The following is a 14189-nucleotide window of genomic DNA, read 5'->3' on the forward strand; positions in this document are numbered from 1 at the left end:
CAATCTTTTAATAATGATAATGCTCACTCTCCTTCATGAATGGATTTCTTTTCGCCATCAACGGAGCTTTAGTAAGAGAACTGAATACTACAAAAATAAACAATCCTGCAAAGAAAGCCAGCGCACTTAATTCAGGCACTCCTATAAACCATGATTCCCCAACCGTTGCAGGCATTACCATTACAAATACGTCAAGGTAATGTCCAACAAGAATAATAATCCCTGTCATAACCACAAACCAATTTACACGTTTGAAGTCGCTGTTCATTAATAACAATAGCGGGAAGATAAAGTTTAGAGCTACCATTCCGAAGAAAACAAGACCATAATCTTCAATTCTCGCAACAAAATAAGTTACCTCTTCAGGAATATTTGAATACCAGATAAGCATGAACTGTGAGAACCACAGATAAGTCCAGAAAATACTGATCCCGAACATGAACTTTGCAAGGTCATGAATGTGACTGTCATTAACCAGGGGTAAAAATCCTCTTGATTTAAGATAGATGGTCACAAGAGCGATCACAGTAATACCTGAAACAAACATACTGGAGAAAACATACCAGCCAAAAAGGGTACTAAACCAGTGTGGATCTAAACTCATGATCCAATCCCAGGACATCATGGATTCGGTTACGATAAAGAATACTAAAAATCCGGCTGCAAGTTTGAAATTCTTTTTATACCAGAAGTTGTCTGTTGCATCATCCTGTTTTAGAGAATTTCTTCTCATGAAATACCTGAAGATATTCCACCCGGCAATATATATCGCTGCCCTGATAAGGAAGAATGGCACATTTAAGAATCCGCTTTTATTCTGAATGATCTCGTCATGAGCTACTACATCGGGATCCATCCACACGAAAAGGTGGTTGATATGGAAACCTGAAAGGGCTAAAAGGATGAACATAATGATACTTCCAGGCAACAGGTAAGAGGTAATTCCCTCCATTACTCTGAAAAGTACAGGAGACCATCCGGCTTGCGCAGCATATTGAACCGCATAAAAAGCAAGAACTCCAAGGGCGATCATAAAGAAAAAGAAAGCCGAAACATATAAAGCAGCCCATGGCTTATTCTGCAATTGGTGCAGTAAATGTTCAAGGTGTACAAGCTCAGCATCCTCGGCCATAGCATGTTTTTCTTCATCGGTACGTTCAGTTTCTACCTGATGTTCTGATGGGACAAAATCAAAACCCTGAGCATCGTCTTCTATTTCATCTTCGGTTTGACCGGTAAGCGGCATTTCAACAACTTCACCATGATCATCATGTGCGACCATTTCCCTTACCTCGTCAATAGTAGCCGGCGCTGCAATGAATCCGTAGATCAAGCCCAAAAGACCTACTACCATTAGAATGATAGAAAATAATTTTAATTTACTGGATAGCGTGTACATACTGTATAATATCTAATGTGCTGTTATTCTTGGGTTTCGTCGATTGGTTCTGCTTCCGATTCATCTTGCTTCACTTCCATAGGTTGTTCGGCATTTACCGGAGGCATCAGGTTTTCTGCATTCTCCATTTCGAATTCACGCGCAGGATTTCCTTCCAACTGGTCCTTTAAAGACATCACATAATGGGTGATCATCCAACGTTCTTCAATGGAAGTTTGTGAGGCATATGAACCCATGGCGTTAAGACCATAATATTGTACATGATAAACACTTCCTTCGGTAATCGCCCTTCCGGCATCATCATAGCTCGGAATACCCAGGATCTTTTCTCTTTGCACTAAAATTCCCTTTCCGTCACCTTTATCACCGTGGCAAACCGCACAATAAATGGTATAAAGAGCCTTTCCTGTAGCTAAGTTATCTTCGGTATATGGCAGAGGATTCTGATTTTCGGCTTTAGCCGCAGCATAACCTTCAGCACTATTCTCGTAATCATATGGTTTCCAACCTCTGGAAACAGTTCCCTCTACAGGTAATTTAGCTTCCTGTTGGTTTACAAACACATCGTATGCTCCATAAGGTTCATAACTCACAGTTTCATACATATTAGGCATGTACTGGTAGTTAGGCTTTGAGTTTTCCACACAGGAAACAGCACTCAATGCCAGTATGAAGAATATGGATTTCTTAAATAAACTTTCCATTGGTTTATTTGTTATCTATTAATTTAATTTCAGAAGCTCCGGTGTTGAACAAAAAGTCCGTCAATTCCTTTGCATCATGATTCCCTAAAGTCACTTCCATAAGAAAGTGGTCATCTGTAGTTCTTACGTCAGGATTTTCCGCTTTTTTAAAAGGCCATAATTTACTTCTCATAAAGAAAGTAAAAACCATAAGGTGAGCTGCAAAAAATACTGTAAGCTCGAACATAATAGGTACAAATGCAGGCATATTCTGAATAAAGCTAAAACTAGGTTTTCCTCCAATATCCATTGGCCAGTCCTGGATCATAATGAAATTCATCATGGCAGTTGCTACGATCAAACCAATGATCCCATAGATAAATGAGGTGATAGCGAGCCTTGTAGGCGCTAAACCCATCGCTTTATCCAAACCGTGCACAGGGAAAGGTGTGTAAATCTCCCTAATGCTGTAGCGAGCCTCTCTTACTTGCCTCACCGCCTGTAAAAGCAAGTCATCATCTGTATAAAGAGCGTGTATAACTTTAGATGCCATTATTATTTCTTTTTAAGTTGGTTTGCCTGTTGGTTCCAATCTCCACGATTCTCTTTCGTTGGGAAATTATCAATGACCCTGTCAAGCAGTTCATAGTCTTCAAACGTAAGATTGCTCACCTGTGCATAGGTATAAATACCCACCTGATGTAGTTTTTGTTCCATTACAGGACCCACTCCGTTGAGCTTCTGCAGATCATCGGCATGGTTAGCTCCCGGATCGTACACCCCTATGCGGTGAAGCATTTCATCAATTTTGTCTTTATCGATCTCTGAATCTGTAAGGCTTTCGGTATGAGTTGTAGGTTCATGCTCCCTGCGGGTTTCATATTCGTCCCTTTTGATCCATCCTTCTTCAACATTAGAAACAGGTTCTCTAACAATGGTATTGGTATGATCTGCATGATCTCCGTGCTCTTCACGTAATTTCTTATACCTGTCTCCTGAAGCCTTAAGAATTGTCTTCACCTCTGCCTGTGCGATCACAGGGAAGGTTCTTGCATAAAGAAGGAATAACACAAAGAAGAATCCAATGGTTCCAATAAAGATCCCGATATCAACAAAAGTAGGAGAGAACATTGTCCATGAAGAGGGAAGATAATCCCTATGCAAAGAGGTAACGATAATCACGAAACGCTCGAACCACATTCCAATGTTCACTACAATAGAGATAAAGAATGAGAACATAATACTTGTACGAAGTCTCTTGAACCACATGAACTGCGGAGAGAATACGTTACAGGTCATCATCGCCCAGTAAGCCCAGGCATAAGGACCGGTAGCCCTGTTAAGGAAAGCATATTGTTCGTACTCAACTCCTGAGTACCAGGCCATAAATAACTCTGTAATATAAGCCACACCAACGATAGAACCTGTAATCATAATTACGATGTTCATCAATTCGATGTGTTGTATGGTAATATAGTCTTCGAGATTTGACACTTTTCTCATGATGATGAGCAGCGTGTTCACCATAGCAAATCCTGAGAAAATCGCCCCTGCAACGAAGTATGGAGGGAAAATGGTGGTGTGCCATCCGGGAATAACCGAGGTAGCAAAGTCAAAGGATACAATAGTGTGTACAGAAAGTACAAGAGGAGTAGCCAAACCTGCCAAAACAAGTGACACCTCTTCAAAACGTTGCCAGTCTTTAGCACGTCCACTCCAACCAAAACTCAGGATTCCATAAATGTGTTTTTGGAATGGTTTTATTGCACGATCACGAATCATTGCAAAATCGGGAAGCAATCCTGTCCACCAGAACACCAATGAAACAGAGAGATAGGTAGAGATCGCAAAAACGTCCCAAAGCAGCGGAGAGTTGAAGTTCACCCAAAGGGAACCAAACTGGTTTGGGATAGGAAGTACCCAGTAAGCAAGCCATGGACGCCCCATGTGAATGATTGGGAACAATCCTGCCTGAACTACCGAGAAAATTGTCATAGCCTCTGCCGAACGGTTAATCGCCATTCTCCATTTTTGGCGGAAAAGCAAAAGTACTGCCGAAATAAGTGTTCCGGCGTGACCAATACCTACCCACCAAACAAAGTTGGTGATATCCCAGGCCCAACCTACAGTTCTGTTAAGTCCCCAGGTTCCAATTCCTGTGGAAACGGTATAGATAATACAACCCAATCCCCAAAGGAAAGCTACAAGCGCAATAGAGAATACAATCCACCATGATTTATTTGCCCGTCCTTCAACAGGGGCGGCCACATCTATCGTAACATCATGATAGGTCTTATCGCCAAGTACTAAAGGCTTTCGAATGGGTGCTTCGTAATGAGACATATGCTTATTGTAAATTAATTCTATTTATTTTTTTAGGCTTCTGTGGTGTTACGAACTTTCGTTTGGTACATCACATTAGGTTTGGTTCCCACGTATTCAAGAGCATGATACATTCTGTCATCTTCACTTAAAGCAGCGATACGACTGTTCTCATCATTGACATCTCCAAATACAATAGCTCCTTTATCACAAGCTGCAGAACATGCAGTCTGGAATTCGCCATCTTCGATAGCCCTTCCTTCACGTTTTGCGTCAAGAATGGTCTTCTGAGTACGTTGAATACAGAAAGAACATTTTTCCATAACTCCTCTTGAACGCACAGTAACATCGGGATTCAATACCATACGACCAAGGTCATTGTTCATGTGGTAATCGAACTCCTCATTCTTCGCATATAAGAACCAGTTGAACCTTCTTACCTTATAAGGACAGTTGTTCGCACAATATCTTGTTCCCACACATCTGTTATAAACCATTTGGTTTTGTCCCTGACGACCGTGCATTGTAGCAGCAACCGGACATACAGTTTCACATGGCGCATGATTACAATGCTGACAAAGCATTGGCTGGAATACCACCTGTGGATTATCTGAAGCTACCTCAAGTTCTTTAAACTGACCAAGAGAATCTCCAAGGCCACTCATATTATCTTTCTTCTCGATATCCTCATGGAAGGTATCTTCGGAAGAGTAGTAACGGTCAATACGCAACCAGTGCATATCACGGTACTTTCTCACCTCTTCCTTACCAACTACAGGAACATTGTTCTCTGCATGACACGCAATCACACAAGCTCCACATCCTGTACAGGCATTAAGATCAATAGACATCTTAAAATGATGCCCAACAGATCTGTCAAAACCGTCCCAAAGATCCACATCCGGTGAAGTTACCGGAGTCTCAACATGGTTTAGAGAAACCTGCGGCATGTGATTCCACACATGGACATCCTTAGTATTGAAAATCTCAAGGGTGGTTTCTTTAACGATATCTTCCCTACCCATTAAGGTAGTATGAAGCTGAAGACATGCAAATTCATGCATCCCTCCTGCTTTTTCTATAGTAACATTTTGAAAGGAGCTAAAATCCTTGTAAAGCGGATAAGCATTAACCCCTACCTGCATTTCACGCTGAACTCCCTCTTTCTTACCGTAACCTAATGCAAGGGATACAACTCCTCTTGCCTGTCCCGGCTGTATAAACACAGGCACCCTTTCCAGCACAGTATCTCCTACTTTTAGATTTACGTAGCTTCCGTTGAGAGCTCCGTTGGATACATGCTCGTTTTCAAGGCCCATCTCTTCAGCATCAATCCTGGAGACCATAAGATAGTTATCCCATGATGCTCTTGTGATAGGATCCGGTAATTCCTGTAACCATGGATTATTAGCCATGTTTCCGCTTCCCATTGCTACAGAAGTATATAGCTCCAGCTCCAATCCTTCTCCCGCAGCGGCAGAAGATAAATTTCTTACAGCCGAACTGTCATCAAAAGAACCTGCTCCAACTGCTCCTTCACCTGCAGCTCCTGCGGCGGCAGTTTCTGTTACTGCCGAGTTTCCTCCGGGCGCAGTTCCTTCAAATACACCGTCATGCAGGGCATCTGTCCATGGAGTTGAACCCATGGAACCTTCCCAAAGTTGCTTCAGGTAATCTGAATATGATGTATTATTATCGGACCATCTTAAAAGAACGTCCTGAAATTGACTTGTATCGAATAAAGGCCTGATGGTTGGCTGCATAAGACCAAACTTGTTTGCAGTGAACTGAACATCACCCCAGCTCTCAAGATAATGAGGCGTGGCAGCAACATAATCACTAAGCATCGCGGTTTCATCCTTTTTCATGGAGAAAGCCACCTTTAGATCCACATTTTTAAGACCTTCTACAAATTCATTAGCAAAAGGCAAACTATAAGCTGGATTAACTCCCGCAATAAGAAGAGCTCCAACCTGGCCGGCGTTCATATCGGCTACCAATTGCTTCACCTGGGCCACATTCCCCTGTCTCAGCATTCTTGGATTTGCCGTGTCCATAACCTGGCTACCGAGAGCTTCATTAATAGACAGCACGAGAGATTGTGCATCAACATCAGGAATCCCGGAAACAACTACTGCCCCGCTTCCGGAACTACGCAATTGTTTTGCAGCACTCTGCAGAGCCTGACTAATATTTTCGGGTAGATTGTTTGAAGATGAACCGCCGGTTACATATCCATGAAGAGCCGCAAGTGCCGCTTTTTGTTGAGAAAGCGTAAGAGGAATCCTCTTATCTGCGTTTGCGCCGGATAATGTAAATCTTGATTCAAATTGAATATGACGGGACATTTTACCTTCCTGTGGAATACGTCCTTTTGCATAAGCCGCGTCATAACCTCCCCCGGCCCAATCTCCAAGGAAATCGGCTCCGATTGAAACAATGGTTTCGGCCTTTGAAAAATCATAGCTGGGAAGTGCTCTTTTTCCGTAACGTGCCTGGAAAGCTTCCAAAGCAGCATCTTCAGAAACAGTATCATAAACTACATGACGCACATTTCCATAGCGCTGAGAAAATTCATTGATAATTTTTGAAGTAGAAGGACTTGCAAAGGTTTGGGTTAAAAGCACTATCTGCCCGTCAACAGCGTTCAGTTTTTCTTTTATTTCCCTATCAAATTGTTCCCATGAAACAACTTCTCCATTTGCCAATGGCCTTTGAAGTCTTTTATTGTCATATAAAGAAAGTACCGATGCATGCACCCTGGCATTTGCTCCGGTAGTTCCCATTGTATTATGTTCGATCTTAATAGGACGACCTTCACGTGTCTTTACCAGTACACTTGAAAAATCAAACCCATCGGCCATAGTTGTGGCGTAGTAATTAGCCACACCCGGAACGATCCTCTCGGGCTGCACCACGTAAGGGATAGATTTCATCACCGGACCTTCACAGGCAGCCAACGAAGCAGCTGCAGTACTAAAGCCTACGTACTTTAAAAAGTCCCTTCTGGAAGTCGTTGAAGCTTCAAGAGAAGCTTTGTCGCCAAGGAACTCATCTGTAGGGATCTCCTCTACAAATTCTTTATGACTGTGTGTCTCAACAATTGAGCTGTTTGGTTTTAGCTCTTCAACACTTTTCCAGTATTTCTTGTTTGATGACATATATTAGTTATTACTTCTTTAATTAATTAATAGTGGCATTTCATACACTCAATTCCACCCATTTCGGCAACTGTTAATTCTTCAACGCCGTATTTTTTTGTAAGCTCTTCATGAACCTTTTCATAGTATTCATTTCCTGCGGTCCTTACGTTGGTCTCACGGTGACAATTGATACACCATCCCATAGTAAGCGGGGCATTTTGATACATGATCTCCATTTCCTGAACAGGACCGTGACAGGTTTGACAAGCTATCCCTCCAACCTCTACGTGTTGTGAGTGGTTGAAGTAAGCAAAGTCCGGCAGATTATGGATACGCACCCATTTCACCGGCTCTGTCTCTCCGGTATAAGCCTGATTCTGGACATCCCAACCCACAGCATCATAAAGTTTTGCGATCTCGCCGTCGTAGAATTCTTTAGAATATTCTTCTGTTGCAGTACTTTCTGCAACTTCACTAATTGACTTGTGACAGTTCATACAAACATTAAGAGAAGGAATTCCTGATGTTTTAGAAACTCTGGAAGAAGAGTGACAGAATTTACACTCTATCTGGTTATCTCCCGCATGTATCCTGTGAGAGAAGTGGATAGGTTGAATTGGCTGATATCCCTGATCAACACCCACCTGCATAAGGTATCCATAGGCAAAATAAGACCCCACTAAAACCAATATCACTGAAGTAAGGATTACCAAAAATTGATTCTCCACGAATGATTTCCAAATCGGTTTCCCTGCTCTTTTTTCCCTCACTGGAAGCTCTACACCGCTAGCCGCAGCAAATCTTCTTAAGGTTTTGTTTACAAGGAAAAGGATCACTAGCAGCATCAATAACACCAGCGCCAAAATACCAAGGATAACATCTGTAGAAACTCCGCTTCCACCTCCACCGGTTGCCGCAGCATCACCACCTACAACCTGCTTTTCCTGAGGCACAGCCTTGGGAGCGTTAGTATAAGCTAAAATGTTATCAATATCTGTATCGCTCAATTGAGGAAAAGGAGGCATCGCCACCTGGTTATACTCATTGAAGATCGCTACAGCCTGCTCATCACCGGAAGCAATAAGCGCCTGGGAATTCTTGATCCACTCGTGCAACCATTCAGAATCTCTTCTTTCTCCAACCCCTCTTAAAGCAGGTCCAATAGAATTTCCATCTAATTTGTGACAGGCAGCACAAAGGGTATTAAAAAGCTCCTTCCCTGCAGCAGCATCTCCACCTGATGCTTCAGCCTCAACATTAGATTCTTCTGGTCCCTGAACAGTCTCCTGGACATCGGCCTCATTCTCAGAAAGTGGTGAGTCCTGCGCAATAACATGAGCATTAATGGAGAAAATAAAGGATACACTTAAAAGAACAAGTCGGGCGGCTGAATGGCGGTATTTCACCTTTTTCATATTATAAGTTGAATTAACGTCTTTTTGGTACGATTTTTAGAGCAAATAAAATGTGACAAATGTCATGTTTTAGTACCCAAAAATTTACGGACAAAAGTAATACTTAAGTTCGATTTAAGACGGCAGGGAAATAATTTATAACTGTTCTAAATAACTGCTGAAGCCTGAAATAAGGGATAAAGTTATAATTTTGTAATTCAGAAAATTAAGAAGAAATGTTCAAAAAAAAGAGTTTAATTCTGGCTTCTGCCCTTGTGATTGGAGCAGTAACATCCAGCACAGCACAGCAAGGTCAGGTTTCAATCATTCAGGATGAGGCTATTCCCGAGCTGCTAGAGAAGAAAACAGAGATGGTTAAGGATGGCATTATTGGAGACCGCTATCGAATACAGTTGTTTTCCGGGGATAATAATCAGGCCAGTAAAGTTATAAAAGACTATCGCTCCCAGTATCCCGATTGGCCTTCAACAATTGTTTTTGAAACCCCCAACTATAAAGTTTGGGTTGGAAATTTCAGGAACAGCCTGGAAGCTGACAGAGCTTTGCTAGAAATTAAAAAAACATTTCCTTCCGCCTTCAGATTTAAGCCGGAAAAAAGATAGAAGAAAAAAAACAGGAATAAAAAAAGGGATGCGGCTGCATCCCTTTTTTAGTGGAAAATAATTCCTATTTAAGTTTTTTCTTCACGGCTACTTCCTGGAATGCTTCTACAACGTCACCCACATTAATGTCATTGTAATTCTTGATCTGCAATCCACAGTCATATCCTTTAGAAACTTCTTTTACATCGTCTTTAAATCGCTTCAGCGATGCCAGCACTCCAGTGTAAACTACTACTCCATCTCTAATCAACCTGATCTGAGAATTTCTGTAGATCTTACCGTCTGTTACCATACACCCTGCAATGGTTCCAATCTTGGACACTTTAAAGATCTCCCTGATCTCTGCATTTCCGGTGATCTCTTCCTTCATTTCAGGAGAAAGCATTCCTTCCATCGCATCTTTAAGGTCGTTGATCGCATCGTAGATGATCGAATAAGTTCTGATATCTATCTCTTCCTTCTCTGCTACCATTCGCGCATTTCCGGCAGGTCTCACGTTAAATCCAATAATAATCGCATCTGAGGCCGAAGCAAGCAACACATCACTTTCTGTAATTGCACCTACTCCTTTATGAATGATATTCACCTGAATTTCTTCAGTAGATAACTTCTGGAAGGAATCTGTAAGCGCTTCCACAGAACCATCCACATCACCTTTAAGGATAATATTAAGTTCTTTAAATTCACCGAGAGCGATACGACGACCAATTTCATCAAGAGTGATGTGACGCTGAGTCCTTACAGACTGCTCACGTTGTAACTGCGTACGTTTTGCTGCAATATCTCTTGCCTCCCGCTCATCTGTCATCACCTTGAACTTATCACCCGCCTGAGGGGCGCCATCGAGTCCAAGAATAGACACAGGTGTGGAAGGCCCTGCTTCTTTTACATCTTTTCCACGTTCATCCTGCATGGCTTTAACTTTACCACTATTTCTTCCGGCAAGAACGTAATCTCCTATTTTCAAAGTTCCCGACTGCACCAGAATAGTGGATACATAACCTCTACCTTTATCCAGATATGCCTCAACAACAGTTCCTGTCGCAAGTTTATCAGGATTAGCCTGCAGTTCAAGGATTTCGGCTTCTAAAAGCACTTTTTCAAGCAGCTCTTTTACACCCATTCCTGTTTTGGCGGAGATATCCTGGGATTGGATCTTTCCACCCCAATCTTCTACCAACAGGTTCATACCTGCGAGTTTTTCTTTGATCTTTTCCGGATTCGCTGTTGGAAGATCAGATTTGTTGATAGCGAAAACAATAGGCACTCCCGCCGCCTGAGCGTGAGAAATAGCCTCTTTTGTTTGCGGCATCACGTCATCATCTGCTGCGATCACAATAATGGCAAGGTCGGTAACCTGCGCACCCCTTGCCCGCATCGCGGTAAAGGCTTCGTGACCCGGAGTATCCAAAAATGTTATTTTTTGACCGTTATCCAGTTTCACCCCATAGGCACCAATGTGCTGGGTAATTCCTCCACTCTCACCTGCAATTACATTTTCTTTACGAATGTAATCCAGCAAAGATGTCTTACCGTGGTCAACATGACCCATTACGGTCACAATTGGAGCTCTTGGTTTAAGATCTTCCGGATTTTCAGGAGCAACTTCTTTAGGCTCATCAAGATCGGCAGTAACAAACTCAACTTCGTAATCAAATTCTTCTGCTACGATAGACAATGTTTCAGCATCGAGACGCTGGTTCATGGTTACCATCATTCCGAGAGACATACAGGCAGAGATGATCTGGGTTACCGGCACATCCATCATGGTAGCTACTTCACTTACCGTAACGAATTCAGTAACCTTTAATACCTTGTTCTCATCTTCAAGCTGAGCATCCTCAGTTCTTTGACGGTGAGAATCTCTCTTATTTCTACGATACTTGGCACCACGACCTTTTCCGGATTTACCCTGTAATTTTTCAAGGGTTTCACGTACCTGCTTTTGTACTTCTTCTTCGCTAGGCTCCTCCTTGGTTACCGGACGGGTGCGTTTTCCTCCTGCTTTATTATTTTTTGCTCCGGCACCACCTTGTCCGGGTGCACCTTTCACATCTTTGCTAATACGACGGCGGCGTTTCTTGCGCTTATCCTTATCCTCTTCAGCTTTTTTATCTTTTTCGGTCTGCTTCTTAACCGGCTTCTTAAACTGGGAAAGGTCAATTTTCTCCCCTGTGAAATTCGGTCCGCTAAGTTTCTGGTACTTTGTAGTTACTGTAGAAGACTCTTCTTCTTTAGGAGCTTCAGGCTTAGTTTCTGCTTCTGTAGCTTCCTGGGGCTTCTCTTCCTTAGGCTGGACAGCTTCAGGTTTTTCTGTTTTTGCTTCAACAGGCTTAGGAGTTTCCTTTTCGGGCGCTTTAGGAGCTTCTTCTTTTTTAGGCTCCGGAGTTTCAGCAACTTCCGGCTTTTGAACTTCGGCCTGTGGCTGTTCAGGCTTTTTAGTCTCTGCTGCCGGAGGAGTTTCAGTTTTTTGTGCTGCAGGCTTTGGCTTATCAAGATCTATCTTTCCTACCTGTTTTGGGCCTTCCAGGTTAGATTTAGCTCTTATCACCTCCTGCTTTTCATCCTGTCGACGCTTATCTTCCAGCTCCTTCTCTCTCTCAAGACGCAGGCTTTCCTTTTCTTTACGCTTCTCTTCGCCTACTTCCTTAGCTTCGACCTTTTTACTTTTATCGGTTTGAAATTCATCAGAAAGCACCTGATAAATCTCTCCCGATATCTTTGTGGTAGGACGCGCTTCTATCTCGTGACCATGGGAACTAAGAAATTCCACAGCACGATCAAGCGAAATATTAAATTCGCGTAGTACCTTATTTAATCGCATTGTTTTTGCTTCAGCCATAAATTGCCCTCTAAATTATCCTCTTTTATTCTTAACTGTTATTCTCTTCTTCAAATTCTTCTCTAAGAACTCTCATCACATCACGAATTGTCTCCTCTTCAAGATCGGTTCTCTTAACAAGATCATCTACATCCTGCTCCAGTATACTTTTTGCCGTATCAAGACCAATTTTAGCAAATTCTTCGATAACCCAATCATCGATCTCATCTGCAAACTCTCTTAATTCAACATCTTCTTCAACGCCTTCTCTAAAAACATCTATTTCATAACCCGTCAATTGTCCTGCCAATCTTATATTATGACCTCCACGACCAATTGCTTTGGAAACTTCTTCGGGTTTAAGCATAACTTCTGCCCGTTTGTTTTCCTCATCTATCTTAAGAGAGGTGATCTTTGCCGGACTTAATGCACGGGTGATTAATAATTGATTATTGGTGGTATAATTGATCACATCAATATTTTCATTCCCCAGTTCGCGAACAATACTGTGGATTCTTGACCCTTTCATACCCACACAGGCACCAACAGGGTCAATACGATCATCATAAGAATCTACAGCTACTTTTGCTTTTTCACCTGGTATCCTAACTACCTTCTTTACATTAATAAGACCGTCAAAAACTTCAGGAATCTCCTGCTCAAAAAGTTTCTCCAAAAATAAAGGAGAAGTTCTTGACATGATAATAGCAGGCTTATTTCCTTTTAATTCCACACTTTCAATGATCCCTCTCACATTTTCCCCTTTTCTGAAGAAATCTGAAGGAATCTGTCTATCCTTAGGTAAAATGATCTCGTTACCTTCATCGTCAAGCAAGATTATTGCTCTGTGACGAATGTGATGAACTTCGGCAGTATAGATCTCCCCTTCAAGATCTTTAAAGTGCTTATAGATATTGGTGTTATCATGTTCATGAACCTTGGAAATAAGATTCTGACGAAGAGAAAGAATAGAACGACGTCCAAGGTCGATCAATTTTACTTCTTCAGAAACATCTTCTCCCACTTCAAAATCGGGCTCGATCTTACGGGCTTCGGTTAAAGAGATCTCCTGGTTAGGATCCTCCACTTCTCCGTCGGCAACCACCACACGGTTTCTCCAGATCTCAAGATCTCCCTTGTCTGGGTTTACAATGATATCAAAGTTATCATCTTCCCCATACTTCTTTTTCAGAGCATTTCTCAATACGTCTTCAAGAATAGCCATTAAAGTTGGCTTATCTATAGACTTGTCATCCTTGAATTCTGAAAACGATTCTATCAACGCGATATTTTCCATATCTTTTGTCTGTTAAAATGTTATAATCACTTTTGCCTCCTTCACATCCTCAAGAGACAACACAGCTTCTTTATTTACAGTAACCTTTCCTTTACCTACAGGTTTAGGCTCTCTGGCCTTCCATTTAAGAGTAAGCTTATTATCCTCAAAACTGGTCAGCTCCCCTTCTATCTTTTCTCCCCCCACCGTTGTCACAGCAAGAGTTCTTCCAATATTCTTGCGATATTGTCTCGGCATCTCAAGCGGGGTAGAAACACCCGCAGAAGCCACATCCAGAGAAAAATCCTCTTCTTCCCTGTCCAGGTTGTGTTCAATCTTGCGACTTACCGCGATACAGTCATTAACCGAAACACCATTGTCGCCATCTATTACCACAGTAATATGATTGGCGTCATTGATATTGAGCTCAATTAAAAATAATGAATTATTTTCTTCGAAAGCTTCCTGCAGTAAATTTTCTACTTTCTCTCGTAACATTCCCGATTGCGGCTATAAAAAGAGGGGACT

General features: G+C 42.0%; 10 protein-coding genes. 1 reads left to right on the forward strand and 9 read right to left on the reverse strand.

Features of this window, described 5'->3' with window-relative positions; genetic code table 11:
* Nucleotides 1–7: 7 nt before the first annotated feature.
* The 6 genes from CRO16_RS02455 to CRO16_RS02480 are packed head-to-tail and all read right to left on the reverse strand — an operon-like array spanning nt 8 to nt 8962.
* Nucleotides 8–1399 carry a quinol:cytochrome C oxidoreductase gene (locus tag CRO16_RS02455; protein ID WP_097054752.1) on the reverse strand — a complete coding sequence of 464 codons (1392 nt, stop codon included), beginning with the start codon at nt 1397–1399 and terminating at the stop codon, nt 8–10.
* 23 nt (nt 1400–1422) lie between these two features.
* Entirely contained in the window at nt 1423–2103 is a 681-nt protein-coding gene (locus tag CRO16_RS02460) for a c-type cytochrome (protein ID WP_097054753.1), read from the reverse strand.
* A 4-nt stretch (nt 2104–2107) separates the two neighbouring features.
* Nucleotides 2108–2635, reverse strand: coding sequence for a DUF3341 domain-containing protein (locus CRO16_RS02465; RefSeq protein ID WP_097054754.1), 528 nt, complete (start codon nt 2633–2635; stop codon nt 2108–2110).
* 2 nt (nt 2636–2637) lie between these two features.
* Entirely contained in the window at nt 2638–4425 is a 1788-nt protein-coding gene (nrfD, locus tag CRO16_RS02470; RefSeq protein ID WP_097054755.1) for an NrfD/PsrC family molybdoenzyme membrane anchor subunit, read from the reverse strand.
* A gap of 32 nt (nt 4426–4457) precedes the next feature.
* Nucleotides 4458–7565, reverse strand: a complete 3108-nt coding sequence (locus tag CRO16_RS02475) for a TAT-variant-translocated molybdopterin oxidoreductase (RefSeq protein WP_097054756.1) — start codon at nt 7563–7565, stop codon at nt 4458–4460.
* A 26-nt stretch (nt 7566–7591) separates the two neighbouring features.
* On the reverse strand, nt 7592–8962 hold the full coding sequence (locus CRO16_RS02480; RefSeq protein ID WP_097054757.1) for a c-type cytochrome: 1371 nt from the start codon (nt 8960–8962) through the stop codon (nt 7592–7594).
* A 215-nt stretch (nt 8963–9177) separates the two neighbouring features.
* Here CRO16_RS02480 and CRO16_RS02485 point away from each other — a divergent pair, with 215 nt between their 5' ends.
* Nucleotides 9178–9564 (forward strand): SPOR domain-containing protein, encoded by a 387-nt coding sequence (locus CRO16_RS02485; protein ID WP_097054758.1) that lies wholly within the window; start codon nt 9178–9180, stop codon nt 9562–9564.
* Nucleotides 9565–9628: 64 nt separating this feature from the next.
* Here CRO16_RS02485 and infB read toward each other — a convergent pair whose 3' ends face one another.
* Genes infB through rimP form a run of 3 tightly spaced genes read right to left on the reverse strand, consistent with a single transcriptional unit; the run spans nt 9629 to nt 14159 of the window.
* The gene (infB, locus tag CRO16_RS02490; RefSeq protein ID WP_097054759.1) at nt 9629–12406 is read right to left on the reverse strand and encodes a translation initiation factor IF-2; all 2778 of its coding nucleotides are present in this window, start codon (nt 12404–12406) and stop codon (nt 9629–9631) included.
* A gap of 31 nt (nt 12407–12437) precedes the next feature.
* Nucleotides 12438–13682 (reverse strand): transcription termination factor NusA, encoded by a 1245-nt coding sequence (nusA, locus tag CRO16_RS02495; protein ID WP_097054760.1) that lies wholly within the window; start codon nt 13680–13682, stop codon nt 12438–12440.
* Between the two features lie 12 nt (nt 13683–13694).
* Entirely contained in the window at nt 13695–14159 is a 465-nt protein-coding gene (gene rimP, locus CRO16_RS02500; protein WP_097054761.1) for a ribosome assembly cofactor RimP, read from the reverse strand.
* Between the last annotated feature and the right edge of the window lie 30 nt (nt 14160–14189).

The organism is Salinimicrobium sediminis (genome assembly GCF_900215295.1).
GTDB lineage: Bacteria > Bacteroidota > Bacteroidia > Flavobacteriales > Flavobacteriaceae > Salinimicrobium > Salinimicrobium sediminis.